Source organism: Sodalis sp. RH16, assembly GCF_047324245.1.
Lineage (GTDB): Bacteria > Pseudomonadota > Gammaproteobacteria > Enterobacterales > Enterobacteriaceae > Acerihabitans > Acerihabitans ligni.
On the sequence record NZ_CP178737.1, the window covers coordinates 3,674,990 to 3,699,004 of the forward strand.

The following is a 24,015-nucleotide window of genomic DNA, read 5'->3' on the forward strand; positions in this document are numbered from 1 at the left end:
CCAGCCACTGAAGCCACGCGAGCCAAACTTTTTTGCAGAAGGATGTTGCCGTTATCCGGCCGCCAGCTTCATCTTAAGTAAACTGGCGCGAGAACGCTACCCTGCCGAGTAAAGCATTTCCTGTAGGTATGTGGCGTTGAGACCGGTAATGGAGGGGAGAAAGGGGCGCCGCCGATATCCGGCTGTTCGGAACACGACAAAAAGGCCGCCCGAGGGCCGGCCTGTGTCCGAAAAAAATGTGAGCGGCCAACGGCTGTGGCGGTAATTACCCTGGGCTGCATTTGGGTAATTAATGAAACAGCCGCATCCTTTTCTTATTTCTCAGATCGGTATATCTATTAGGCAATCTTGTTTTATTTTTATTTCTGTTATGCATTAATAATGAAAACACCATTAATGCAACCAGCAAAACTAATCCAATAACCGGTAAAATGATTTGCATTTTATCACCTAATTAAATAAAGAGCGGTTGTTACTATGCTGTATGTCGTTTTTGGGTGGTATCTTCAGTCCTATCCTGCCGGACCGGCATTGCCAAAATCCCGGTGGGGGATACAAGTACTTCAATGATGCGAAGCATACGCATTTCACTTAAGTCACGCATACCCTGTTCAAGGTATTCGTATTCTCATTTTTGCGGCTGCAGGCCCTGTGCTGAAAAAGGCAGGGATAATATTACCTCGGTGCCCCGCGGACCGCCCTGGATCAACAGCCGGACTCCGAGCTTGTCGGCTCGAGTCTGCATGCCGTTAAGACCACGGGATCCCGGCCGCCGCTCGCCCGGTATGACGCCGTGGCCGTTGTCCGACACGCGGATGACGACGGCGCCTTCGCGGGGCTGCACGGAAATGGTAATCAGGGTCGGCTGGGCATGCTGTAAGGCGTTATTTACCGCTTCCTGTACGATACGCAGTACGGACAATGCGGATTCCGGCGTTAGGTAGGCGAGGGGCGGTATGGGTGAGACATCCCACGCCAGGCGAATGCCCAGCGCCTGCAGGCGCGGTTCCAGACGAAAGCGCAAGTTACCCAGCAGCGGCAGCAGGTCGTGTTCGGTCATATCCAGCGAGTCGATAATCAATCTCAGATCCTGCAGGGATTCTTCAATATGGCGGGCCAGTTCCTCGCGGTCGGTGTCTTCCCGCCGCGCCAGGCGCAGCGCGGTGATTAATTGCGCGCCCATGCCGTCGTGCATGTCCTGCAGGATGCGCATGCGCTCGGCGATAATCGCCGCTCGCTGCTCGCGGCGGCTCCCCTCGCGGCTGGCGATGAAGCGTTCGGCGAAATAAAAGATCATGACCAGACAGAACGGCAGCGCGCCGGCGATGCTTAAACGGAAGCTGTCCCAGGGCAACCAATCCATGATGATAAAATAGGATTGCGCGACGGTGGCGTTCCAGAACAGTGCCGTCAGCCCCAGAGCGATGAGCTTAAGCTCGCGGGTTTGCCAGCCGCGATAGATAAGCAGGCCGATGGGCACCAGGCGAATCAGCACATGAGGCCAGGTCACCAGCCAAACCCGGTCCGTTGCTTTGCCGAGCAGCAGGATGACCAGGATAACCGCCAGGGTGGCGACCGTCAGGCTATGCAGCAAAGGGAGAAACCCGCGCAGCCGGATGTCGGCCAGCCGGTAGCCCGCCACGCATAAAGCCCAATACATGAAGGTGGTGATTATCGTCCGCAGGGCTTGCTGCGCCCCCAGGGAGATCCTAACGTCCAGTATATAGCTCAGCAGGCTGGCCACTGACAGTATCAAGGCAAACTGGATGATGAAGATGCGTCGCTGCTGCCAGGTATAAGCCAGCAAAAAACAGAGGGAGCCGGCAACCAGGATGAGCAGCACATAGGGGGTAACCACCTGGAGCAGGTAGCGCTGGAAATAAATGCGATGCAGGTGCATGGCGGGGCCTATGGTGATGGCTGAAAGCCCGCTGCGCACCGAGCTGTCCCCCAGCAGCCTGACGGCCAAAACATTATCGCCGGGCCGGAATAAACCGGCGGGCAGCACGATAAAAACGGGCCGGTCGCTCATCGCCTCCACCTGTTTCCCGCCGGGGGCGCCAAAGCGTACGCCGGGATTAAGCAGCGAACCGTTGAGCCAGATTTCCCCGGCGACGGAAAGATGCGGCAGATAGAGGCCCAAAGGCCATTTCGGCATCTCGGCCAGGTTAAAAGGCAGACGATACCAGGCGATGCCGCTGAAGCGCGGGGCGCGCATGCGCCAGTTATCCGGCAACGAGACCAGGGCTCCCGGCTGCGCGGGCGGCTGCGGCATATCGCCGACGATAAATTCGGCCTGATCAAACCGGACGATTTCATGGGGTCGCAGCTGCACCGCGCCGAATGCCGGCGGCAATAGGAGGAACAGCATAAGCAGAATGCCGGTGATATAAAGGCGCGCCTGTTTTTCCGGTGCGGCGACCCTCATTATATCAAGCCTTTGTTCCTGGCCTGGATGATGGCTTCTACCCGGTTGTGGACGGCTAATTTGCTGTAGATATTCTTGATATGGGTCGCCACGGTATGGCTGGACAGACTCAGCATGCGCGCCGATTCCGCCACGGTAAATCCCTGGGAAATATGTTTGAGAATATCCATTTCTCGCAGGGTAAGGCTATCCGGTCCCGCCTGGACGGCGGATTTTTCGGCGGGCTCGAAGCGTTTAAGCAGATGGCGGGCAATCTGCGGCGACAGGGGAGCACCGCCGGCGTGCACCAATTCCACCGCACGGGCGAAATCCACGATGGACGTGTCCTTGAGGAGATAGCCCCGTGCGCCGGCCTCGATGGCCCGTATCACATGGGCCTCATCGCCGAAAACGGTGGCTACCAGCACCGCGGTGGGGAAGGTCTGCTGCTGCAGGGTTTTGATCAATTCGATACCGTCCCCGTCGTGCAGTCCGAGGTCAATAATGGCGACATCGGGAACGGTGTGGTGTAACAACACTTTGGCTTCGGCCAGTGTGGCTACACTGCCGACCAAACTGAGCTTGGGATGGGTTGTCACCATCGACTCGAATTCCAAACGCATAGATTCATCGTCTTCAACCAGTAAAACCTGAATGCTGGATGTTTTCATGGTGGCGCCATTGAGAAAAGAATTTTGCAACTCATTCGCTAAGTCTTGCCATTAGCTCCGCTCAAGGCTCGGCGCGATTGATCACAGGGTTTGCGCCGGTCTGTTTGGTTATGCTTGAGAGAAAAAAAAAGGAAAGCCGGCATAATTAGTTAGCATGATCAGTTACTAAAAGTAGTTTTGCATGGAATGACGGCATTGGGAAGATGAGATATTGCCCGGTTCAGCCCGCTTCTTGTCGGCCTTGCCAAAACAGGGGGTTCCCGGGCTCAATTTTCAGACTATTATCACCTTTTTTTTGTAGGGCTTTATGCCGGCAGAGATTTGCCCATGACTTTAAGGGTCCCGGCCAGGGCGGAGAACATCACCAGCATGCACAGCGCAACGAACAGTTCACTGCCGATTTGCAGTCCCCAGGTATTCGCCGCAAAGCCCATGACGCCGACGGTTATGCCGGCGGTGATATAGCCGCCGAAAAAAAACGTGCCGGTAACTCCCGCCAGTTCGTCCGGCGGCGCGTACTGCTTGATAAGCGTAATACCGGCGAACTGCGACAGGCTTTGGGCGAAACCGGCGCTCAGGGCCGCGGCCAGCAGCAAGCCGATGGAGGCCTGATATTCGGCGCTCACCACCAGTGCCACCGCCAGCAGACCGAGCAGCTGGCTCACCAGCAGGGTAGTGAACAGGCGCCAGCGGCGCAGGGTGAGCTGAGCCATGGCGCCGGCGCCGAATACCACAAAGGCGCAGGCGCCCGCCAGCAGACGGCTATCATTGTGCAACAGGCTCGCCAGCAGGCTCGGTCCGAGGGAGATAAACAGGGCCGACAGGGCAAAGGGGCCGGAGAATATCATGATTGCCAGCAGGATAATTCCCCGGTTGTGCTCGGGCAGCCGCGGTAGTTGAAACCAGGATTGTTTCCTGGTCCCGGCTACCGGCGCCGGCGGCGGGATGCGCAATACCGAAAACGACACCGCCGCCAGACAGGGGATAAGCAGCAGGAAAATCAGGCTGGTGGGCAGCGGGGCGAACTGGGCGAAAGCGCCGGACAGCAAGGGACCGACGCCGAAAGCCATGACCGTGGTAAAGCTGGCCACCAGCGGGGCGAACCGGTAGCCGCGCCGAACCCCCGCTTCAATCACCGCCGCGGTGCCGGCGCTGGCGAAAGCCCCGCTGGCAAATCCGATCAATAACCGCCCGGCCGCCAGCCACAGCATATTCTGCGCAAAGGCGAAGCAGACGCAGGCGGCGATGGCCACGAAGAGCGCCGGCACCAGCACCGCGCGCCGGCCATGGATATCCGACAGCCGGCCGGCAATCAGCAGCGATAACAGCACGCCAAGGTTATAGCAGATAAAAATGTAACTGATGCCGGAGGTGGGAAAACCCATTTGCCGTTGCCAGAGGATATAAAGCGGTACCGTCGCGTTGGCGGCGACAAAAACCAGCAACAGGCCCAGTGTTACCCCTACCAGCGGGGGATGCGGCCGGCGGGGGGCGACGTGATGGTCAGATATCATACATTATCCGTACGGCTTGTGACCCCTGGCGCAGGCGGCAGGGTCAACACCCGATCCTTTCCAATATTGAAGCGGCGGCAACCGCCTTGGCCATTGATGGCCGGACGAATCAGTACGCTATGACGTTTGGCCGGGGTTGTCCAGCCCGCGGGGAGGGAAGAGCCACAAACGAATGTCAATACCTCAAGCGAAACTAAAAAATTTCATTTGAAAATAAATTTCCTTATATATCTTTCATAATAAAAGTTTACTCTTTCAAATTGTGATGTATATCTGATAAATAAAAAGGTAACTTGGCTACCTTAAGCATCGCATTAACAACACCGCCGCTGGCGACCCTGTTGTTTTCCGCTTAAGCGAACCAAGGAGAAAAAATGTTTGATGTCATAGCCCACGGAGCCGAGTGGTTTATCGGCCTGTTTCAAAAAGGAGGGTCGGTGTTTGTCGGAATGGTCACCGGCATACTCCCGCTGCTGATAAGCCTGCTGGTCATCATGAATGCCCTGATCGTATTCGTCGGCCAGAGCAGAATAGAGCGCCTGGCCCAGCGTTGCGCCGGCAATCCCGTATCCCGCTACCTTTTTTTGCCCGTTATCGGCACCTTTGTGTTCTGTAATCCCATGACCCTCAGCCTGGGCCGCTTTATGCCCGAGAAATACAAACCCAGTTATTATGCCGCCGCCTCTTATAGCTGCCACTCCATGAACGGTCTCTTTCCCCATATCAATCCCGGCGAGCTCTTTGTCTACCTGGGTATCGCCAACGGCCTGACGACCCTTAATCTCCCCCTGGGTCCGCTGGCGGTGAGCTATCTGCTGGTGGGCATGTTCACCAACTTTTTCCGCGGCTGGATTACCGATCTGACCACGTCAATCTTTGAACGCAAAATGCATATCCAACTCGATCAGCACGTCCGGCTTTGAAGCAAGGAGAATGAGATGAACAGGTTTATTCGTATCGAAAAAGGCGAAAGCGGCTGGGGCGGTCCTTTGATTATCGAAGCGGTCCCGGGCAAAAAAGTGGTTTATATCACCGCCGGCACCCGGCCGGCGATCGTGGACAGGCTGAGCGAGCTCACCGGCTGGCCGGCCGTAGACGGTTTCAAGGAGGGCGAGCCGCCGGCGGACGAGATTGGCGTGGCGGTCATCGACTGCGGCGGCACCTTGCGCTGCGGTATTTACCCTAAGCGCCTCATCCCGACGGTGAATATCCATTCCACCGGACGCTCAGGTCCGCTGGCGCAATTTATCCATGAAGAAATCTACGTTTCGGGGGTGCGGGAGAACAATATCCAACTCTTGCCCGACGACCCGATGACGGATGCCGCTGTGCCATTGCCGGCTAAAGCGGACGTTATTCCCGCCGCGGCGGAGCTGCGTGCGGCGCCGGCCGACGGCCGTCACTTCGGCGACGGCAAGGAGTACGACACCCGTAAAAAAATCACCGAACAGAGCGACGGCCTGCTGGCGAAAATCGGTATGGGCATGGGATCGGTGGTGGCGGTATTTTTCCAGGCCGGCCGGGAGACCATCGACACGGTATTGAAAACCATCCTGCCGTTTATGGCCTTTGTGTCTGCGCTGATCGGCATCATTATCGCCTCGGGACTGGGGGATTTCATTGCCCACGGGCTGACGCCGCTGGCCAACAGTCCCATCGGGCTGGTAACGCTGGCATTGATTTGTTCCTTCCCGCTGCTGTCGCCGTTCCTTGGCCCGGGGGCGGTTATCGCCCAGGTTATCGGTGTGCTGGTGGGGGTGCAAATCGCCCAGGGACATATCCCCCCTCACCTGGCGCTGCCGGCTTTGTTTGCCATTAATGCCCAGGCGGCCTGCGACTTTATCCCGGTAGGGCTGTCACTGGCCGAGGCCAAGCAGGATACGGTGCGGGTCGGCGTGCCGTCGGTGCTCGTCGGCCGGTTTCTCACCGGTGCGCCCACGGTATTGCTGGCCTGGGCGGTATCGGGTTTTATCTATCAGTGATTGAGTCGTTTAGGAGCCGTCATGAATATCATTTACCAAACCACCTTCACACGCATCGGCGATTACGCACGTGACTCTCTGGCGGAGAATATGGTGATTACCTTCCGCGAGGGAGCGCCGGAGGACATAGAGTCTTTTTGTTTTATCCACCGTCCCGGCGAGAGCAACGGCGATTTACAGTCCGGCGCAACGCTGCAGCTTGCCGGAACCCGATTTCCCATTACCGCGGTAGGGTCGGTGGCGGCCCAAAATCTGCGGGAGCTGGGGCATATCACAATTCGTTTTGACGGCGCGGGGCAGGCGGAATACCCGGGAACAGTGCATGTATCCGGCGCTGCGCCGGCGGATATTCCCGTCGGCAGTACGTTGATGATTCTGGCTTAAATTAATTGTGCAGGAGAAGTCTATGAAGCAGGTTGCGGTAGTCATTGGTGGTGGTCAGACCCTGGGGGCGTTTTTATCCGCGGGTTTGGCGGAGGCCGGTTATCGGGTGGCGGTGGCCGATTTAAATGCGCAGCATGCCCGGCAGGTGGCGGCGGATATCAATACCCATTTCGGGTCAGGGACGGCGGAGGGTTTTGAAACCGACGCCACTAGCGAAAACAGCGTGCGCCAGCTGGCGCGGGAAGTGGATGACGCGTTCGGGCAGGTGAACCTGCTGGTCTATAGCGCCGGAGTGGCCAAAGCGGCGCCCATCACGGCGTTTAATCTGGATGATTTTGATTTGTCCCTGCAGGTGAATCTGGTGGGATACTTTCTCTGCGCACGGGAATTTACCAAATTAATGATCCGTGACGGCATCGCCGGCCGCATCATCCAGATAAACTCCAAATCCGGCAAGGTGGGCAGCAAGCATAATGCGGGCTACAGCGCCGCCAAGTTCGGCGGTGTGGGATTGACCCAGTCCCTGGCGCTGGATTTGGCGGAATACGGCATTACCGTGCATTCGCTGATGCTGGGTAATTTGCTGAAGTCGCCGATGTTCCAGTCATTATTGCCGCAGTATGCCGAAAAACTCGGCATCCGCCCTGACCAGGTGGAGAAGTATTATATTGATAAGGTGCCGCTGAAGAGGGGCTGCGAATATCAGGATGTGCTGAATATGCTGCTGTTTTACGCCAGCGACAAGGCATCTTACTGCACCGGTCAATCCATTAATATCACCGGCGGGCAGGTGATGTTCTGAGTCATGGCTTCCCGGCGCTCTGCGACCGGGAATTTTCTGCAAAGACAAATGGAGAAGGGATCATGACCAGCATGCTGATTACCCCGGACGGGAACCTTTTGCCAAGACAAAGGGAGGGCCGGCGATGAATATGACCACCGTGCTGATTACCCTGGCCGCGCTGGCCTGGCTCTGCCAGATTGTCCTGGGGGGCTGGCAGATTCACCGCTTCAACCGGGCTTATGATGTCTTGTGCCGCCAGGGGGAGGCGGTGGGGGTGGGCCGCTGCGCCGGGCGTTTCAAGGCGCGGGTGGTGCTGGCGCTGGCGTTCGATGGGCAGGAACGGGTTTGCGCTGCCTTTGTGCTGCGGGGTCTGACGGTCTTTGCCCGCCCCCGGCCGCTGCCGGCGTTAATCGGCCTGCGCAAATCCCAATTAAACCCGGATGTGATCTTCCCGAAAGATCGGGCATGTCAAACTGCACTTTTATTAGCGATTAAACCACAAACATGATATTTTCATTTTAAAAGATACTTCCTTTCATTTGAAATGTTCAAAAACCGTTTTCACGGGCTGTGGGGGGGAGTATTCACTCATGTACGCGGGAAAATCGTTATGAAACCAAAGCAGCGCCATGCGGCGATTCTGGAACATTTGCAAAGCCACGGTAAAACCTCCGTTGATGAACTTGCCAGCCGCTTCGCCACCACCGGCACTACCATTCGCAAGGATTTAACCTTGCTGGAAGACGAAGGCTCGGTTATACGAACCTATGGCGGGGTGGTATTAAGCAGGGAAGAGGGCGATCAGCCCATCGATCGCAAAACCCATATCAATACCGCTAAAAAGCAGCAAATCGCCCGCCGGGCCGCCGGCCTGATTAACGACGGCGATTCACTGATTTTTGATGCCGGCAGTACCGTACTGCAAATGGTGCCCTATCTGGCGCAATTCAATAATATCACCGTGATGACCAATAGCCTGACCATTGTGAACGAGCTGGTGGAGCTTGATAACGATCAAACCATCCTGATGCCGGGGGGAACCTACCGCAAAAATTCTGCGTCTTTCCACGGCAGCCTGGCGGAAGCGGCGTTTTCCCATTTCAGTTTTGACAAGCTGTTTATCGGTGCCGACGGGGTCGACCTGAACGCCGGCGTCACCACCTTCAACGAAGTGCATACGGTGAGCCAGGCGATGTGCCGGGCGGCCAAGCAGCTGATCTTGCTGGTTGATTCGTCAAAATTCGGTCGTAAAAGCCCCAATGTGGTGTGCGAGTTGAGCGCGGTGAATCTGCTGATAACCGATCGCGGTATCAATGAGGAATATTTATCGGCACTGCGTGAGAAGGGCATTAACGTTCTGCTGGTGGGAGAGAGTGATGAGTGAAGAAACAGGAATAGGCGGTCTGCTGCAGGGGGGGCGGGCGGCAGGAGCCGATGGCGATGACCGGCAGATCGGGGCGCAAGGGACGGTCAGCGATGAAGAGTTGCTGTCCTATGCGCTGGAGACCCTGGATATCGAGCTGGCGGAAGCGCGGCGCATGCGGGATCGCCTGGACGGCAGTATCGTGCGCGCCTGCCGGCTGCTGCTGGATTGCCGGGGCAAGGTGGTGGTTTCCGGCATGGGTAAATCGGGGCATATCGGCAAGAAGATTGCCGCATCCCTCGCCAGTACCGGGACGCCGGCATTTTTTGTCCATCCGGCCGAAGCGCTGCACGGCGACTTGGGTATGATCGGCGCGCAGGATGCGGTGATCTTTATTTCCTACTCCGGCCGGGCACGGGAACTGGATCTGATTTTGCCGCTGCTGGCGGAAAGCGCGATTCCCCTTATTGCCATCACCGGCTCCGGCGATTCACCCCTGGCCCGGGCCGCCGCCTGCGTGCTGGATGTGGGCGTGGAACGGGAAGCCTGTCCCATGGGTCTGGCGCCGACGTCAAGCGCGGTAAATACGCTGATGATGGGGGATGCTCTGGCCATGTCGCTGATGCGCTTTCGCGGATTCAATGCTGAACAGTTTGCCCGCTCACATCCCGGCGGCAGCCTCGGGGCGCGTTTGCTCAACCGGGTGTACCATCTTATGCGCAGCGGCGAGCGCCTGCCGCTGATTGCCTGCCGGGGCTCGGTGATGGACGCCATGCTGGAGCTTAGCCGCACCGGCCTGGGGCTGGTGGCGGTTTGCGATGAACGGCAGCGCGTGGCCGGCGTATTTACCGACGGCGATTTGCGGCGCTGGCTGTTGAAAGGCCGCACGCTGGACGATCCCATCATCGATGCCATGAGCCGGCCGGGGTATGTATTACCGGCGCAATGGCGCGCCGGCGCCGCGCTGGAAGCGCTGCATCAGCGGCATATTTCCGCCGCGCCGGTGGTGGACGAGGAGGGGCGCCTGGTGGGGGCGATAAATCTGCATGACCTACACCAGGCTGGCATTGGCTGAAGCCGGCTTTTTACGGGTCAGAGTGAGAGCACCAGCGCCAGCGAAGCCAGGGTGACCAACAGCACCGGTACCGTCATGATGACGCCGACCCGGAAATAATAGCCCCAGGTGACGGACAGATTTTTCTGCGCCAGGACATGCAGCCATAGCAGGGTGGCCAGGCTGCCGATGGGGGTGATTTTCGGCCCAAGATCGCAGCCCACCACATTGGCGTAAATCATCCCCTGCTTTATAACGCCGGCGGCGCTGCTGCCGTCAATGGATAATGCCCCCACCAGCACCGAGGGCAGATTATTCATCACCGACGATAAAAACGCCGTCAGCAAACCGGTGCCGAGAGTGGCGACCCATAATCCCTGTCCGGCGAGATCGTTCAACCAGCCGGATAATAAATGCGTTAGCCCCTCGTTGCGCAGGCCGTAAACCACCAGATACATGCCCAGTGAGAAAAAGACGATCTGCCAGGGAGCCCCGCGCAATACCTTGCCGGTATTGATGGCCGACCCCTTGCGCGCCGCCAGGTAGAGCAGCAAGGCGCCGAGGGAGGAGATCAGGCTGACCGGCACACCCAGCGGTTCCAGGCCAAAAAAACCGCATAACAGCAGTGCCAATACCCACCAGCCGGTTTTAAAGGTACGCAGATCGCGAATGGCTTTTCTCGGCGCCGGCAGGCGCGATCTCTCATAGGACGCCGGGATATCCCGGCGGAAGAACAGGTGCAGGGTGATGAGGGTGGCTATCACCGAGATAATATCCACCGGCACCATCACCGATGCGTAGCGATTAAAGCCCAGTTTGAAAAAATCCGCCGAGACGATGTTCACCAGATTGGATACCACCAGCGGCAGGCTGGCGGTATCGGCGATAAAGCCCGCCGCCATGACAAAGGCCAGCGTGGCCCCGCGGCTAAAACCCAGCTCCAGCAAAATGGCCATGACAATCGGCGTCAGTATCAGCGCCGCGCCGTCATTGGCGAACAGCGCGGCGACAACGGCCCCCAGCAAAATGATATAACTGAACAGTCGCCGGCCGCGGCCCCGGCCCCAGCGGGCCACATGCAGCGCCGACCAGGTAAAAAAGCCGGATTCATCCAGGAACAGGCTGATGATGATCAGCGCGATAAAGGTTATCGTCGCGTTCCAGACAATCTGCCAGACCACCGGAATATCGGCAATATGCACCACGCCGGCCAGCAGGGCCAGCAGCGCCCCCAGGCAGGCGCTCCAGCCGATGCCCAGGCCGCGGGGCTGCCAGATGACCAGTACAATGGTCAGGATAAATATTGCCACCGCCAACGCCAACCCCATAACACCCTCGTTTTTTTATGATTTATCCTGCGAATGAGGATAATACTAGCAATAATCAGGGGGTGTCGGTTATGAAAAGAGTCATCTTCGGTAATCATGGATATAAATGACAGGCGACCCGGTGTTGCCGGCTGATGTAGCGTTCCGGCGGGGTTTGCTCATGGCATCGGGGCGTGGCATAAGCACAGCGGCCGCTGAAAACGCAGCCTCCCTGTCGCGGTTCGCCGCCGGTATCGCCGGCAACCGGCAGGGGCCCGGTTTTTTTCAGCCGGGGATGAGCGGGGGGAATCGACGCCATCAGGAAGCGGGTATAGGGATGCCGGGGATCGGAAAACAGCGTTTGTGTTGGCGCCTCCTCGACAATGCGTCCCCGGTACATAACGCCGATACGGTCGGCGATATGATGCACCACGCTCAGATCGTGGGCGATAAACAGATAGGAGAGCGCCTGCTCCCGCTGCAACGCCAGCAGCAGGTTGAGGATTTGCGACCGGATCGACACATCCAGCGCCGATACCGGCTCGTCGCACACGATCAGCCGGGGATTGAGGATCAGGGCTTTGGCAATCCCGATGCGCTGGCGCTGGCCGCCGGAAAATTCGTGCGGGTAGCGCCTCTCGTCCGCCGCGGTCAACCCGACCCGGACCAATGATTGCCGTACCCGCTCCCGCCGCTGGGGCCTGCTGCCCATACCGTGGATAATCAGCGGCTCTTCGATGCTGTAGCCGATGCTGCGTTTGGGATCGAGGGAGGACAGCGGATCCTGGAAAATCATCTGGATCTCTTTGCGCCATTCACGCAGCGCCCTGTTCCGTAGGCTGAAAATCTCTTTCCCGTCGAAACGGACGTGCCCGGCGTCGGCGTCCACCAGCCTTAATACCGCCCTGCCGGTAGTGCTTTTACCGCTGCCGGATTCCCCCACCAGAGCATAGGTTTCCCGCGCGTTGATATGAAAACTTACGTCATCCACCGCGGTGAGCCAACGGGAGCGGAAACCCTGCCGGACGGGGAATTGTTTGGTCAGATGATCCACAACCAACAGCGGATGGGCGCCGTTATCCGAAGCGCCGGGGCTTTCCGGCAAAGAGCGGGCGCCGTTGTCCAAAGCGCCCGTGCTTTCCGGCAAAAGGCCGGGGTTATTACCCGGCGGGTTTTGGCTCATACCGGCGCTCCGCTTGGTATGTCGGCGGTTCGCCAGCAGCGGACCCTGTGCGCGCTGATGGCGGATGCGCCGCCGGCGTCATCATTAACCGATAACAGCGGCGGCCGCCGCTGCCGGCAAAGCGTGTCGACATAGGGGCAGCGCGGGGCAAAACCGCAGCCGGCGACCGTCTCGGCGAGAGGCGGAACGCTGCCTTTGATTTCCGTCAGCGGGATTTTACGCGGTCCGTCCAGTGACGGCATCGAGGCCATCAAGCCGCGGGTATAGGGATGCAGAGGGCTGTCAAACAGCGTCATGACGTCCGCCTCCTCGACAATTTCACCAAGATACATCACCAGCACCCTTTGGCACATGAGCGCCACCACCGAGAGATCGTGGGTAATCAGGATGATACCCATGCCATGGTCCGCTTTAAGCTTATCCAGCAATGCCAGGATTTGCGCCTGGATCGTCACGTCCAGCGCGGTGGTCGGTTCGTCGGCGATAAGCAGGGCGGGATGGCAGGCAATGGCCATGGCAATCATCACCCGCTGGCGCATGCCGCCGGAAATTTCATGGGGATAGGCCGCGGCGCACGCCGCCGGATCGACAATGCCCACCTGGCGCAATAGGGTGATAACCCGTTCCCGCAGCGCTTTACCCCGCAGCGGCCTGTGTACTTGCAGGCTTTCCCGGATTTGGCCGCTCACGGTCATCAACGGGTTGAGACTCGATAGCGGATCCTGAAAAATCATGGCCAGATCGGCGCCCCGTACGGCCTGTCGTCCCCTGGGCGTTAACGACAGCAAATCCTGTCCCCGGAACAGAACCTCGCCCTGAACGTTGGATAACGCCGGCGTCAATAGCCCCATGATCGACTCAGCGGTCACACTTTTGCCGCAGCCCGATTCGCCGATGATGCCCAGGGTTTCGTGTTCATCCACCCGAAACGTCACGCCGCGCACCGGCGCGACGATTCCCTCGCCGGTGGCGAAATTCACCGTCAGATTGTTCACCGCCAGCAGGGGCCGTTGGGTCATAACACACCTTTGGTTAGCGTTTTGCCCTGAGCCGCCGGAGCATACTCCGGGACAGGGGTTTGATATTCGGATCCAGCAGATCCCGCAAGCCGTCCCCCGCCAGATTCAGCGCCAGGATGAGTAAAATAATGGAGATACCCGGAAAAAATGTCATCCACCAGGCGGTGAAGATCACTTTTTTGCCTTCCAGCAATAGGTTGCCCAGGCTGGGCATCGGCGCGGGAACGCCGGAACCCAGAAAGCTCAATGCCGCTTCGGTGAGTATCGCCACGGAAAAAATGAAGGTCATCTGTACGATAAAAGGCGGCAGGACATTAGGCATGATATGGAGCCAGATGATTCGCCGGTCGCTTGCTCCCTGCGCCCGCAGTCCTTCAATGTAGTTTTTCTCTTTTACCGACAGGGCCGCCGAGCGCACCACCCTGGCGACGGAGGGGATGTACACCAGCGATAGCGCCAGCACGACGTTGGCGGTATCCGGCCCAAGAATGCCCACGATGGCAATGGCCAGCAATAGCGACGGGAAAGCGAACAGGCCGTCGCAAATCCGCATGGCGATGAGGTCAACAACGCGGTAGCCGGCGGATAACAGGCCGATGACCATGCCCAGCACACCGGCTGAGACCGTCACCGAAAGCCCCACCGCCAGGGAAATCCGGATGGCGAAAGCCACCCGGATAAACAGATCCCGGCCGAAGTTATCCGTACCGAACCAGTGGTGGCTGTCAGGCGCTTTCAGGCGGCTTAACGGGTCGAGAGCGTAAAGATCGTACGGGCTCACCGCCAGGGTCGCCAGGGATACCGTCAGCATTGCCACCACTACCAGGCCGCCGGTGAAAAGCAGGGTATTGCCGCGTAATCTCGCCATCGGTTTGTTCCTTATGACCGGCTGACGTTGATGCGCGGGTCGATAAAACCAAAGGCCAAATCGACAATCAGGTTAATCAGAACATAGCTGACGGTAATCAGTAATACCGATCCCTGAATCACGGTTAAGTCCCGGCGCTCAATGGAATCCACGATCAATAATCCTATTCCCGGGATGCCGAAGACGCTTTCAATGACGATTGCTCCGGTCACCAGCGAGCCAAAGGACTCGCCGCAGATATTCAGCACCGGGATCAGCGCGTTTTTGAAGCCGTGGCGCCATAATACCGTCCACTCGGACAGCCCTTTGGCCCGGGCGGTTTTGATGTAGTGCTCGCTGAGGACCTCCAGCATTACCGTGCGCGTCATGCGCGCCAGCAGGGCTGCGATCCTGATGGCCAAGGCCAGGGCCGGTAAAAAAAGATAATAAAGATTCTGCCACAGGCCGATGCCGTCGGATTTGTAGCCCACCACCGGGAACCAGCGCAGATGCACGGCGAAAAAGAAAATCAGAAACAGCCCCAGCAGAAAACCCGGGATCGACAGGCCGAAGGTCGCCAGGGCCATGATGATTCGGTCGGCCCAGCGGCCGCGGCGGTAGGCGGCGAGGATGCCGCCGCCGATGCCCAGCGCCATGGCAATGCTTTGCGCCAGCACGGCCAGAGCGAGGGTAGGTTTGAGATGCTGCGCGAACAAAGACGCGACGCTGTCTCCCAAAAACAAAGAATGCCCCAGGTTGCCCCGCAGCACCTGGGCAAACCAGCGCCAGAACTGTTCCGGTAACGGTTTATCCAGTCCCAATTGTTGATGCAGGGCCAGCACGTCCCCTGGGGAGGCGTTATCGCCCAGAATCACCAGCGCCGGATCTCCCGGCGTCAAATGCACCAGGCAGAACACCACCACCGCCACCACCAGTAATACCGGGATCAGCGCCAGAATGCGGTGCAGCGTGTACCAAATCATTGAACATCCTCTAAAACCCGCCGCCCTGAGGACCGGACCGGGGTTATTGCTTGTTGACCCTGACGTTCCACAAGATGGGACCAATCAGGTCGTCATACCCCTGCACGGTGTTTTTGACGGCGATAATGTCGGGCTGGGTATGTCCCAGCACAATCACCGGCAAATATTGCCAGGTCAGCGCATGCAGCTTGTCAACCAGCGGCCTGGCGGCTTTCAGCGACGGGGCCTGTTTGATCTGATCCAACACCCCGTCGATATCCGGACTGTTGGACCAGCCCGGAAAATGCGCACGGGAATCAAGAAACGGGTATTGATGCAATACCTGGCGCATGGAGAACTCCAGGGCGCACAGATCGAAATTCTTCGGATCCTGGCGCCGCTGCAACACGGTGGGCCAATCGTAAACGTCCAGCCGGGAGTTGATGCCGATCTGCTTGAGCACCTGCTGGGCGACTATCGCCAGATTATAAAGCTCCGCATACTCCTTGGTGGCGATAATGACCACCTCCTGGCCGTGGTAGCCGGACTCCTTGACCAGTGCCCTGGCTTCGTCCAGCTTATGCTGATTGTAAAAGGGTTTCCCCGCCTCGCTGTACCAATCCACCTGCTGCGGGAACCCCAAGGAGGAGTCGGCGCTGAAGAACTGCGGGTCGCTGTAGCCGGCCACCAGTACGCTGTTGACATCCAATGCCAGATTAAAGGCCCGGCGCAGTTTGATATCGGCGAACGGACCGGTTTGCTTGTTGAACAGGTAGGTGATTAACGAGCCGCCGGACGCCGGGGCATACAGATGAATACCCGGCGCGTGTTTCAACTGATCGATATTGTCTTTCGGCAGATTGAATACCAGATCGTATTCGCCGGTCAGCGCGCCGGCCAGCCGGGTGGATTCATCGGTGATGTAACGGAAATAAATATCTTTTACATAGGCGTTTTTCTTACCGGACAATCCGCTGGCCGGCTCTTGCCGCGGGATATAGCCGTCGAACCGGGTAAGATGGAGATATTCCCCCTGCTTAAACTCCGCCAGGCGGTAAGGGCCGGTACCGATAAGCTCAGTGACGGGCTGTTTGTCGCCCTGGGCCCGATCGATAATGCTTTTCGGCATGATGGCCGCAATATTTTTTACGTCCGCCAGGATATTCAGCGTAATCAGCGACGGCGTTTTCAAGGTCAGGCTAACGGTATAGGCATCAAGCTTATCGAACCGCGCCCCCGGTAAGTTGGCCTTGCCTTGGGTGGATACCGCCAGCCAGCGATTCATCGACGCCACCACATCATCGGCGGTAAGGGACTGGCCGTTATGGAAAACCAGGCCTTTGCGCAGGTTGAACGTGTAGGTAAGGTTATCCGGGCTGACGCGGTAGCTCTCCACCAACTCCGGCACCGGCTGGAACTTGTCGTTGATGACGAACAGCTCTTCGAAAATATTCCGATCCACATCCGAAGTGGCATTATTGGTGGTGAGATAGGGATCAAGGGTTCCCGGCCGGTTGCCGTAGGCGATGTTCAGAACGGCGTCATGGTCGGTCTGCGCCGCCGCCCCGGCCGCGCCGCCGGCCAGGGGTAGCAGCAGGCCGAGCAGCAGGGCGGCGGCGAACGGCGCTTTATTCATTAAACGACTCCTGGGGAGTAGAGGAACGGACCGATTCCGTGTCCGGCCGCCCGCCGGCGAATTCCCGCCGGACCTGCTGCAGCAGCGCTGCGTCGGTTAATAATCTATAGCCGGCTTTCGCCAGTACCCGGGCGCCGGTGACCAGCGCCCGGTAACCCTGCTCGGAATCGGCGGCCTCGCGAAATTCAACCGTGTGGCCTATGAGGGAGTCCGGGCCGATTTTGATATAGGGATGTGCGGTGGGGACCGCGTGGCTGATATCGCCGGCATCGGTGGATCCTTTGCCCTCTTTGGGGGACAAATCCACCTGTTCCCCATGGGCGGTCAACAGATCCAGCAGCAGGCCGTTCAAGGCGTGGTTGATATTAAAATCCCGCGGACCCACCTGGTGTTCGATTTCCAGCCGGGCGCCGGTGGCCAGCGCGGCGCCTTCCGCGATAGCCCGGATCCGGGGTTCCAGGGCGATGACTTCGTCGCGGGTATTGGCGCGGATGTAATAATGTGCCGACGCGTATTCCGGAATCACATTCGGCGCCTGGCCGCCGTTGGTAATAATGCCGTGGACCCGCACCCCGTCGGGCAGCTGTTGGCGCAGCGCGCTGATGCCGTTATACAGCAATACCACGGCATCCAGGGCATTGATGCCCAGATGGGGAGCGCTGCCGGCATGAGACGGTTTGCCGTAGAAATGGAAATACAGATGATTATTGGCAAGGGACGGGCCGGACAGCCGGGTGCGACCGGCGGGATGGATCATCAGCGCCGCGTCGACATTGCGTAAAAAACCGTGCTCCACAAAGCGGGCCTTGACGTTGCCATTCAGCCCGCCCGGGCCTTTCAAACCGCCTTCTTCCGCCGGCGTGCCCAGCACGACGATTTTGCCGCCGGTGTGTGGCAGGGTTTGTGCCACGGCGATGGCGGCGGCCACGCTGCTGACGCCGATGATGTTGTGTCCGCAGGCATGGCCGATATCGATCAGGGCATCATATTCCGCCAGATAGGCGATGGTGGGCCCGGGTCGCCCGCTGTCTTTTACCGCGTAAAAAGCGGTTTCATGGCCGGCTACATTGGATGTTACCTCAAAGTCCGCCTGTTCCAGCAGCTCGGTCAGCACTTTATTGGCATAATATTCATTATTGCCGGTTTCCGGATGTCCGTGAATATCCTTGCTGACGGCGATATAGTGCTGCCGATGGCGTTCAATGGCGTCGTCTATTAATTGAAGGTTGTTGTCCGTGCTCATCTTTACCCTCGCTACCGCAAAAGTCTATGGAAATGAATAAGCCAAACGGCTCGCAAACAGATAAAAAACCAATCCCATCGTCGAATGAACGCTGAATTTTTCCGGCAGAATACGCAGGATCTTTTACTGTCCGGGAACATGGTCAGAACCATACACTAAAAGGGTTACCGGTTTAAAATGCAAAAAACGCATAATATAAGCTGTTTATCAACCTATCGCGTTCGCCAGGAAAATCCTGATTTTTCGGTTTTCAGTCAGCTGGATAATATGCGGTGTTGTGGCTTTGACGTTTATAATGATTATTTTGTTATAATTAAGATGAAAATATAAAAATAATCAATATCAGAATGTTATGACATATTTGGTTATTTAATAGCCCATTTTAAGAACAAGGAATAGCCTTTGCAAGCACAGGTCTGTCATTAATTTAGGCAATTTATGGCTGTTTTATAATCAAAATAACGTAAGGGTAAAATTCAACTTAATATATCCATATTTTGGCTAAGGGCGAATTATTTCCATCCCCTATACTGGTCGCTCTAACTTATATTAATAAGGCTATACCCGTCATACTTCAAGTTGCAAATGTGTTGGCTTCCTACAACTCGAATTATTTAGGGTATAAATTTCGCCAGAATAAAAGGGTCATTATGCGTAAAATAGTCAGCCTGTTGCTGGGCGCGGGAAGCGTGCTGATGTCTTTATCCGCTGCCTATGGGGCGGCGGTGCCGGATGAGGTGAGAATTGCCTATAGCGGCGGCTCCCAGGTGCTGCTATTAGCCAAGGTGGATGGTTCGCTGGAAAAAACGCTGGGCACCAAGGTGAAATGGGTTCAATTCGCCACCGGCGCCGATGCGCTGAATTATTTCGCCAGCGATGCCATTGATATCGCCAATTTTGGTTCCAGCCCGGCGGTGGCCGGTATCGTTCGCAAGCTGCCCATCGAGATCGTCGGCGTGTCGGGGGTGATTTCCACCTATGAACGTTTGATCGGCAAGAATGGCATCAACCAATTGAACGATATCGAAGGCAAGCGGGTGGCTTATCCCCCTAACTCCACCTCCCAGTATGCGCTGGAGGCGGCCATTGCCGTCCATAAACTGGATCGGTCCAAGATTACACTGATCCCGCTGCGGCCGGCGGACATGGTGGCGGCCTGGCAACGCGGCGATATCGACGCCGGTTATGTCTGGGCGCCGTTTGCCCAACAGCTGGAAGCCGACGGCGGCCATCAGGTTTTCGCCACCCGGGATCTGCAAAAAGACGGCTATCTGATTTACAACAACTATGTGGTCCGTAAAGCGTTCGCCCAGCAATATCCGCAAGTCGTGGCCGATTTCCTCAAGGTTCATCAGCAAAAAGTGGATGAGTTCCGCCGCGATCCGGAGCGGGCGGCCGCCATCGTAGCGAAAGAGGTCGGCGCGCCGGTCTCCACCGCCACCAATACCCTGGCCGGTCTGGAATACCCTTCCCTGGCGGAGCAGGGCACCGCCGCCTGGCTGGGCAACGGCCAGGATACCGATAATAGCGGCATCGGCCAGGCAGTGAGCAAAACCGCGCACTTTCTGGAAGGTACCGGTGATGTAAGGCAACGGGATATCCCGGCCACGTGGAAAGATGCCATCGATTCCCGTTTTGTCCGGCAGGCGGCGGGAAAGTGATGGGTTTATGAAATCTGTACATCATGTCGCCATCAGCGTGACCTCGGTGGCGGCGTTTTTCCTGCTCTGGCAAGTGGCCGGGCAGCGCCACTGGATCGATCCTTTATTACTGCCGCCCTTGTCCGATATCGCGGAAACGACGGTTGAGCTGCTTCATGACGGCTATCGCCAGGTGCCGCTCTGGCAGCATGTGGCGGTGAGCCTGGCCAGGGCGCTCAGCGCGTTTATCACCGCCGTCGCGGTGGGCGTGCCGCTGGGTTTGCTGATGGGGCTTTCGGAACCGGTGGCCGCCATACTGAATCCGTTTGTGCAATTTTTACGTCCGCTGCCGAAAATCGCCCTGATCCCGCTGGCGGTGGTTTGGCTTGGGATCGGCGAGTCGTCCAAATTCTTCCTGATTTTCATCGCCACCTTTCTCAGCGTGGTGGTGGGGGCCACCGCCGCCGTGGCCCGGGTCGGCCGGACGCGCATTCGGGTTGCGCAAACTCTTGGGGCGTCGCGCCGCCAGATCTTCTGGCGGGTGGTGCTGCCCGACACGTTACCGGAGCTGTTTACCGCCGTGCGCCTGTCCATCGGCGTCGGCTGGACATCGCTGATAGCCGCCGAAATGGTGGCGGCCACCTCCGGTCTCGGCTGGATGGTGATTAACGCCAGCGCCTACCTGCGTACCGACATAGTTATGCTGGGTATTCTGCTGCTGGGGATAATCGGCTATTTATTGGATTTATTGCTGGTGGGGCTGCAGAAATGGCTGGTGCCCTGGGCGGGGAGGGACGTATGACGGCTAATCAGTATCCGCTGTTACGGACGGGGAAGCACCCATGACCGACTATATCGACGTCGAGCGCGTCACTCTGCGTTTTACGGAAAAGCAGCGGCAATTGACCGTGCTGGAAGATGTTTCGCTATCTCTGGCGCGCGGGGAGTTTGTGGTACTGCTGGGACCGTCGGGCTGCGGCAAGTCCACCATCCTGAATATGATTGCCGGCTTCACCCGCCCGCAGCAGGGCCGGATTTTGTGCGATGGGCGCGCTTTCAGCGGGCCGCACCCCAGCCGCGGCATGATTTTTCAACAGCCCAATCTCTTTCCCTGGCTGTCGGTGCTGGATAATGTCACCTTCGGCCTGCGGATGCAGGGGCAAAGCAAAACCGAGGCCGATAAGCGCGCTTTGACCTGGCTCAAGCGGGTGGGGCTGGAAGGCTTTGAGCGGCATGCCCCCTGGCAGCTTTCGGGGGGCATGAAACAGCGGGTCGCCATGGCCCGTGCCTGGCTGCCGGATCCGGCGGTATTGCTGTTGGATGAGCCGTTCGGCGCGCTGGATGCGCAAACCCGCATGATGATGCAGGAGCTGCTGCGCAGCGCCTGGCGGCAGACCGGCACCACGATTTTATTTGTTACCCACGACGTGGAAGAGGCGCTGTTCCTGGCGGATCGGATCCTGATTATGTCGGCGCGGCCGGGTAAAATCGTTGAGGAGGTCAGGCCGCCGTTCGGACCTGAACGGGATATCGAGGCCCTGGCCCAGGCGCCGGGCTACAGCGAAATCAAGCGACAGGTTCTGCACCGGGTGCGCACAGAAGCGCGGCGCCAGCAGTTAGCCAACGGCTGATGTTTATCATAAAAGATAGACCGGGGTTTATTGACAAAACGCCCGGCTGAGACAGGATGCCAGCTTTCGGCTGCTTTCTGATGATTTCGGCCGCTAAAGGGGCTTGGGCGCCCCCAGCCTGGTCGCCAGGGCGGACAGGCCGTAGCAAAGCAGATAATAAATCACGCCGACAAAAACGAAGATTTCGGTGGGATAAATCTGCTCCCGGTTATTCACCTGTCCGGCGACGGTGGTGAGTTCCGGCACATTGACGATAAATGCCAGCGAGGTGTCCTTGATCAGGGCCACCATCAGGCCTATATAGGACGGCATCAGGTTGGGCATGGCCTGGGGCAGCAGGATAAAGCGCAGGATTTGCCATTCGCTGAAGCCCGACGAAATGCCCGCTTCCGTTTGCCCCGCCGCCAGGGCGTTAAGTCCGGCCAGGGTGGTATGCATCACCGCCGCCGAGGTGAACCAGCCCAGGGCCAGGATCACCGTCAGCGGGCCGGGTATCGAGCCGCCGAACAGGATAGGCAGCAGGAAAAACATCCAGAAGATGACAAAAATCAGCGGGATGCCGCGGATAAACTCGGCCCAGATAAATAATATCCGCCGGGTCCAGCCCTTGTAACGCCAGGCCACGCATGCCAGGGCGACGCCCACCCCCCAGGCCAGCACCCCGGCGCCCAGCGCCATGAGAAGCGTCAGCAGTACGCCCCCCGGCTGGCCGTCGGCGAGCCGCCCCCATAGCAGATAGGTCAGGTTGTTGCCGATTACGTCCACATTAAACGTCATGCCGTCAATCCTTTGTCGGGTTATCCATGGTCGCCGCGATTAAGGGCAGCGGCCGCCGTCCGTCCCGGCGTTTCGGGCCGAGCCATAGCAGCAGGGAGCCCATGACGATGCCCAGCAGCAGGTAAAGCCCGGTGCCCACGGCGAAGCCTTCCAGCGCATGGGCGTTATAACTTTCGACTTGGCTGATTTGGTAGGTGAGTTCGGCAAAACCTATGCCGCTGGCCAGGGAGGAGAGTTTCATCAGATTCAGATATTGCCCGATAAGCGGCTGCCAGGCGTTAACCAGACCTTGAGGCAGCAGCACGTAAGTCAATAGCTGCCATTGGCTGAAACCCTGGGATATCGCCGCCTCCGTCTGTCCCGCCGGCACCGAATTCAGCCCGGCCTGCACCTCTTCAATCAGAAACGCCGCGGTGAACAGGCCCAATCCCCAGGTGGCGCAGAGGAATTCCGGCGTGAGCCAGGGAATGTTCATGGGCAGTACCGCCCAGGGATGGGTATCGCCGATATAGAACCGCCACTCCTGCGGCAGTGCTCCCCAGGCGGCAAAATACCAGAACAGCAGCTGCACCAGCAGCGGGGTATTACGGAATATCGAGACATACACCGCCACCAGGCCGCGGCCGAGCCGGCCGGGTGTCAGCCGCAGCGCCAGCATCAGCAGGGTAAGGAACGTCGACAGGATGCAGCCCGCCAGGGTGACATAAAGGGTGGTCATAAAGCCGGAAACGATCCAGGCCAGCGGCTGGCCGCTCAGGACGCCGGCCCAATCCGCATGCCAGCTCATCAGACATCCTCCACGCGGGCATGCAGCGGATTCAGAACCTTTTGCAAAAAGCGCTGCGCCCGCGGATGCTGCGGCGCGGTAAAAAAGCGTTCCGGGTCAGCCTGCTCCAGGATGGCGCCGCCGTCCATAAACACCACCCGATCGGCGATTTCCCGGGCAAAGCTCATCTCATGGGTCACCACAATCATGGTGATGCCGCTGTGGGCCAGTTCCTGCATCACCTGCAGCACTTCGCCGATCATTTCCGGGTCCAGCGCCGAGGTGGGTTCGTCAAACAGGATAAGGCTGGGGTCGGTAACCAGCGCGCGGGCGATGGCCACCCGCTGCTGCTGGCCGCCGGACAGTTGGGCGGGATAATGCCCGGCTTTATCGGCCAGGCCCACCCGTTGGAGCAGCAGCGCGGCCTTTTGGCGGGCTTTCTCATTCGGCCAGCCGTGGACCCGGGTTAATGCCAGACTGACGTTTTCCAGCGCGCTGAGGTGGGCATAAAGATTGAATTGCTGAAATACAAAACCGATGTGGGTACGCAGCCGGCGTAACGCTTTTCCTTTCAGGCGGGAGGTGGGTTGTCCGTCAACGAGAATTTCCCCGCCGCTGAGGACTTCCAACTGGTTAATCAGCCGTATCAGGGTGGATTTTCCCGAACCCGAAGGTCCGCAAATAGCCACCACCTCGCCGCTGGCCACGCTGAAATCCACCTTATGGATAACCTGATGGGGACCGAAATATTTATCCACCCGGCGAAATTCCACCGCGGCGGAGGACGGTGCTGAGATATCCGCCGCATCCGCGGCGGATAAAGGTTTATGGTGCGGCAATAGCAT

The 24,015-nt window shown here is 58.2% G+C and carries 23 protein-coding genes; 10 read left to right on the forward strand and 13 right to left on the reverse strand.

What is annotated here, in order from left to right:
- Positions 1 to 628 precede the first annotated feature (628 nt).
- The 3 genes from ACL2XJ_RS16930 to ACL2XJ_RS16940 form a co-directional block, all read right to left on the reverse strand.
- Positions 629 to 2,428 carry a sensor histidine kinase gene (locus tag ACL2XJ_RS16930; RefSeq protein WP_413723863.1) on the reverse strand — a complete coding sequence of 600 codons (1,800 nt, stop codon included), beginning with the start codon at positions 2,426 to 2,428 and terminating at the stop codon, positions 629 to 631.
- Positions 2,428 to 3,078 (reverse strand): response regulator, encoded by a 651-nt coding sequence (locus tag ACL2XJ_RS16935; protein ID WP_413723864.1) that lies wholly within the window; start codon positions 3,076 to 3,078, stop codon positions 2,428 to 2,430. The genes ACL2XJ_RS16930 and ACL2XJ_RS16935 overlap by 1 nt, the downstream gene beginning before the upstream one ends.
- 305 nt (positions 3,079 to 3,383) lie before the next feature.
- Positions 3,384 to 4,592 carry an MFS transporter gene (locus ACL2XJ_RS16940; RefSeq protein WP_413723865.1) on the reverse strand — a complete coding sequence of 403 codons (1,209 nt, stop codon included), beginning with the start codon at positions 4,590 to 4,592 and terminating at the stop codon, positions 3,384 to 3,386.
- A gap of 374 nt (positions 4,593 to 4,966) precedes the next feature.
- Between ACL2XJ_RS16940 and ACL2XJ_RS16945 the strand changes: the two genes are divergently transcribed.
- From ACL2XJ_RS16945 to gutQ, 7 genes are all read left to right on the forward strand, one after another.
- Entirely contained in the window at positions 4,967 to 5,515 is a 549-nt protein-coding gene (locus ACL2XJ_RS16945; protein WP_132922448.1) for a PTS glucitol/sorbitol transporter subunit IIC, read from the forward strand.
- A gap of 15 nt (positions 5,516 to 5,530) precedes the next feature.
- Positions 5,531 to 6,574 (forward strand): PTS glucitol/sorbitol transporter subunit IIB, encoded by a 1,044-nt coding sequence (locus ACL2XJ_RS16950; protein WP_203522112.1) that lies wholly within the window; start codon positions 5,531 to 5,533, stop codon positions 6,572 to 6,574.
- Positions 6,575 to 6,595: 21 nt separating this feature from the next.
- Positions 6,596 to 6,958 (forward strand): PTS glucitol/sorbitol transporter subunit IIA, encoded by a 363-nt coding sequence (gene srlB / locus ACL2XJ_RS16955; protein ID WP_413723866.1) that lies wholly within the window; start codon positions 6,596 to 6,598, stop codon positions 6,956 to 6,958.
- Positions 6,959 to 6,980: 22 nt separating this feature from the next.
- Positions 6,981 to 7,760 carry a sorbitol-6-phosphate dehydrogenase gene (srlD, locus tag ACL2XJ_RS16960; RefSeq protein ID WP_132922445.1) on the forward strand — a complete coding sequence of 260 codons (780 nt, stop codon included), beginning with the start codon at positions 6,981 to 6,983 and terminating at the stop codon, positions 7,758 to 7,760.
- Positions 7,761 to 7,884: 124 nt separating this feature from the next.
- Positions 7,885 to 8,250 (forward strand): transcriptional regulator GutM, encoded by a 366-nt coding sequence (gene gutM / locus ACL2XJ_RS16965; RefSeq protein ID WP_413723867.1) that lies wholly within the window; start codon positions 7,885 to 7,887, stop codon positions 8,248 to 8,250.
- A gap of 102 nt (positions 8,251 to 8,352) precedes the next feature.
- Positions 8,353 to 9,126, forward strand: a complete 774-nt coding sequence (gene srlR, locus ACL2XJ_RS16970; RefSeq protein ID WP_132922444.1) for a glucitol operon DNA-binding transcriptional repressor SrlR — start codon at positions 8,353 to 8,355, stop codon at positions 9,124 to 9,126.
- A gap of 100 nt (positions 9,127 to 9,226) precedes the next feature.
- Entirely contained in the window at positions 9,227 to 10,180 is a 954-nt protein-coding gene (gutQ, locus tag ACL2XJ_RS16975) for an arabinose-5-phosphate isomerase GutQ (protein ID WP_413726909.1), read from the forward strand.
- Between the two features lie 17 nt (positions 10,181 to 10,197).
- Here gutQ and ACL2XJ_RS16980 read toward each other — a convergent pair whose 3' ends face one another.
- The 7 genes from ACL2XJ_RS16980 to ACL2XJ_RS17010 all read right to left on the reverse strand — a co-directional run bounded on the left by ACL2XJ_RS16980 (position 10,198) and on the right by ACL2XJ_RS17010 (position 18,356).
- On the reverse strand, positions 10,198 to 11,481 hold the full coding sequence (locus tag ACL2XJ_RS16980) for an arsenic transporter (RefSeq protein ID WP_413726910.1): 1,284 nt from the start codon (positions 11,479 to 11,481) through the stop codon (positions 10,198 to 10,200).
- Positions 11,482 to 11,581: 100 nt separating this feature from the next.
- The gene (locus tag ACL2XJ_RS16985) at positions 11,582 to 12,649 is read right to left on the reverse strand and encodes an ABC transporter ATP-binding protein (RefSeq protein WP_413723868.1); all 1,068 of its coding nucleotides are present in this window, start codon (positions 12,647 to 12,649) and stop codon (positions 11,582 to 11,584) included.
- Complete coding sequence (locus ACL2XJ_RS16990; RefSeq protein WP_413723869.1) at positions 12,646 to 13,668, reverse strand: ABC transporter ATP-binding protein; 1,023 nt, start codon at positions 13,666 to 13,668, stop codon at positions 12,646 to 12,648. The genes ACL2XJ_RS16985 and ACL2XJ_RS16990 overlap by 4 nt, the downstream gene beginning before the upstream one ends.
- A gap of 13 nt (positions 13,669 to 13,681) precedes the next feature.
- The gene (locus ACL2XJ_RS16995) at positions 13,682 to 14,536 is read right to left on the reverse strand and encodes an ABC transporter permease (RefSeq protein ID WP_413723870.1); all 855 of its coding nucleotides are present in this window, start codon (positions 14,534 to 14,536) and stop codon (positions 13,682 to 13,684) included.
- A gap of 11 nt (positions 14,537 to 14,547) precedes the next feature.
- Entirely contained in the window at positions 14,548 to 15,498 is a 951-nt protein-coding gene (locus ACL2XJ_RS17000) for an ABC transporter permease (RefSeq protein ID WP_413723871.1), read from the reverse strand.
- A gap of 43 nt (positions 15,499 to 15,541) precedes the next feature.
- The gene (locus ACL2XJ_RS17005; RefSeq protein ID WP_413723872.1) at positions 15,542 to 17,113 is read right to left on the reverse strand and encodes an ABC transporter substrate-binding protein; all 1,572 of its coding nucleotides are present in this window, start codon (positions 17,111 to 17,113) and stop codon (positions 15,542 to 15,544) included.
- Positions 17,106 to 18,356 carry a M20 family metallopeptidase gene (locus ACL2XJ_RS17010; RefSeq protein WP_413723873.1) on the reverse strand — a complete coding sequence of 417 codons (1,251 nt, stop codon included), beginning with the start codon at positions 18,354 to 18,356 and terminating at the stop codon, positions 17,106 to 17,108. The genes ACL2XJ_RS17005 and ACL2XJ_RS17010 overlap by 8 nt, the downstream gene beginning before the upstream one ends.
- Positions 18,357 to 19,006: 650 nt before the next feature.
- Between ACL2XJ_RS17010 and ACL2XJ_RS17015 the strand changes: the two genes are divergently transcribed.
- The 3 genes from ACL2XJ_RS17015 to ACL2XJ_RS17025 are packed head-to-tail and all read left to right on the forward strand — an operon-like array spanning position 19,007 to position 21,627.
- On the forward strand, positions 19,007 to 20,017 hold the full coding sequence (locus ACL2XJ_RS17015) for a glycine betaine ABC transporter substrate-binding protein (protein WP_413723874.1): 1,011 nt from the start codon (positions 19,007 to 19,009) through the stop codon (positions 20,015 to 20,017).
- 7 nt (positions 20,018 to 20,024) lie between these two features.
- Positions 20,025 to 20,798 carry an ABC transporter permease gene (locus tag ACL2XJ_RS17020; protein ID WP_203522102.1) on the forward strand — a complete coding sequence of 258 codons (774 nt, stop codon included), beginning with the start codon at positions 20,025 to 20,027 and terminating at the stop codon, positions 20,796 to 20,798.
- 40 nt (positions 20,799 to 20,838) lie between these two features.
- Positions 20,839 to 21,627 carry an ABC transporter ATP-binding protein gene (locus ACL2XJ_RS17025; protein ID WP_203522101.1) on the forward strand — a complete coding sequence of 263 codons (789 nt, stop codon included), beginning with the start codon at positions 20,839 to 20,841 and terminating at the stop codon, positions 21,625 to 21,627.
- A gap of 93 nt (positions 21,628 to 21,720) precedes the next feature.
- Here the strand turns inward: ACL2XJ_RS17025 and ACL2XJ_RS17030 are convergent, their stop codons facing one another.
- The 3 genes from ACL2XJ_RS17030 to ACL2XJ_RS17040 are packed head-to-tail and all read right to left on the reverse strand — an operon-like array spanning position 21,721 to position 24,015.
- Positions 21,721 to 22,404, reverse strand: coding sequence for an amino acid ABC transporter permease (locus tag ACL2XJ_RS17030; protein WP_132922434.1), 684 nt, complete (start codon positions 22,402 to 22,404; stop codon positions 21,721 to 21,723).
- Between the two features lie 4 nt (positions 22,405 to 22,408).
- Positions 22,409 to 23,191, reverse strand: a complete 783-nt coding sequence (locus ACL2XJ_RS17035; RefSeq protein WP_413723875.1) for an amino acid ABC transporter permease — start codon at positions 23,189 to 23,191, stop codon at positions 22,409 to 22,411.
- Positions 23,191 to 24,015 carry an amino acid ABC transporter ATP-binding protein gene (locus ACL2XJ_RS17040; RefSeq protein WP_413723876.1) on the reverse strand — a complete coding sequence of 275 codons (825 nt, stop codon included), beginning with the start codon at positions 24,013 to 24,015 and terminating at the stop codon, positions 23,191 to 23,193. The genes ACL2XJ_RS17035 and ACL2XJ_RS17040 overlap by 1 nt, the downstream gene beginning before the upstream one ends.

Bases quoted from the DNA above. Each gene is read 5' to 3' on its own strand.
- ACL2XJ_RS16935 (WP_413723864.1), bottom strand. From the start codon at position 3,078: ATGAAAACATCCAGCATTCAGGTTTTACTGGTTGAAGACGATGAATCT.
- gutM (WP_413723867.1), top strand. From the start codon at position 7,885: ATGAATATGACCACCGTGCTGATTACCCTGGCCGCGCTGGCCTGGCTC.
- ACL2XJ_RS16990 (WP_413723869.1), bottom strand. From the start codon at position 13,668: ATGACCCAACGGCCCCTGCTGGCGGTGAACAATCTGACGGTGAATTTC.
- ACL2XJ_RS16945 (WP_132922448.1), top strand. From the start codon at position 4,967: ATGTTTGATGTCATAGCCCACGGAGCCGAGTGGTTTATCGGCCTGTTT.
- ACL2XJ_RS16940 (WP_413723865.1), bottom strand. From the start codon at position 4,592: ATGATATCTGACCATCACGTCGCCCCCCGCCGGCCGCATCCCCCGCTG.
- ACL2XJ_RS17010 (WP_413723873.1), bottom strand. From the start codon at position 18,356: ATGAGCACGGACAACAACCTTCAATTAATAGACGACGCCATTGAACGC.
- ACL2XJ_RS16950 (WP_203522112.1), top strand. From the start codon at position 5,531: ATGAACAGGTTTATTCGTATCGAAAAAGGCGAAAGCGGCTGGGGCGGT.
- srlR (WP_132922444.1), top strand. From the start codon at position 8,353: ATGAAACCAAAGCAGCGCCATGCGGCGATTCTGGAACATTTGCAAAGC.
- ACL2XJ_RS16985 (WP_413723868.1), bottom strand. From the start codon at position 12,649: ATGAGCCAAAACCCGCCGGGTAATAACCCCGGCCTTTTGCCGGAAAGC.
- ACL2XJ_RS17030 (WP_132922434.1), bottom strand. From the start codon at position 22,404: ATGACGTTTAATGTGGACGTAATCGGCAACAACCTGACCTATCTGCTA.
- ACL2XJ_RS17020 (WP_203522102.1), top strand. From the start codon at position 20,025: ATGAAATCTGTACATCATGTCGCCATCAGCGTGACCTCGGTGGCGGCG.
- ACL2XJ_RS17015 (WP_413723874.1), top strand. From the start codon at position 19,007: ATGCGTAAAATAGTCAGCCTGTTGCTGGGCGCGGGAAGCGTGCTGATG.
- srlD (WP_132922445.1), top strand. From the start codon at position 6,981: ATGAAGCAGGTTGCGGTAGTCATTGGTGGTGGTCAGACCCTGGGGGCG.
- ACL2XJ_RS17000 (WP_413723871.1), bottom strand. From the start codon at position 15,498: ATGATTTGGTACACGCTGCACCGCATTCTGGCGCTGATCCCGGTATTA.
- ACL2XJ_RS17035 (WP_413723875.1), bottom strand. From the start codon at position 23,191: ATGAGCTGGCATGCGGATTGGGCCGGCGTCCTGAGCGGCCAGCCGCTG.
- srlB (WP_413723866.1), top strand. From the start codon at position 6,596: ATGAATATCATTTACCAAACCACCTTCACACGCATCGGCGATTACGCA.
- ACL2XJ_RS17025 (WP_203522101.1), top strand. From the start codon at position 20,839: ATGACCGACTATATCGACGTCGAGCGCGTCACTCTGCGTTTTACGGAA.
- ACL2XJ_RS16930 (WP_413723863.1), bottom strand. From the start codon at position 2,428: ATGAGGGTCGCCGCACCGGAAAAACAGGCGCGCCTTTATATCACCGGC.
- ACL2XJ_RS16995 (WP_413723870.1), bottom strand. From the start codon at position 14,536: ATGGCGAGATTACGCGGCAATACCCTGCTTTTCACCGGCGGCCTGGTA.
- ACL2XJ_RS17040 (WP_413723876.1), bottom strand. From the start codon at position 24,015: ATGCTATTGCCGCACCATAAACCTTTATCCGCCGCGGATGCGGCGGAT.
- ACL2XJ_RS17005 (WP_413723872.1), bottom strand. From the start codon at position 17,113: ATGAATAAAGCGCCGTTCGCCGCCGCCCTGCTGCTCGGCCTGCTGCTA.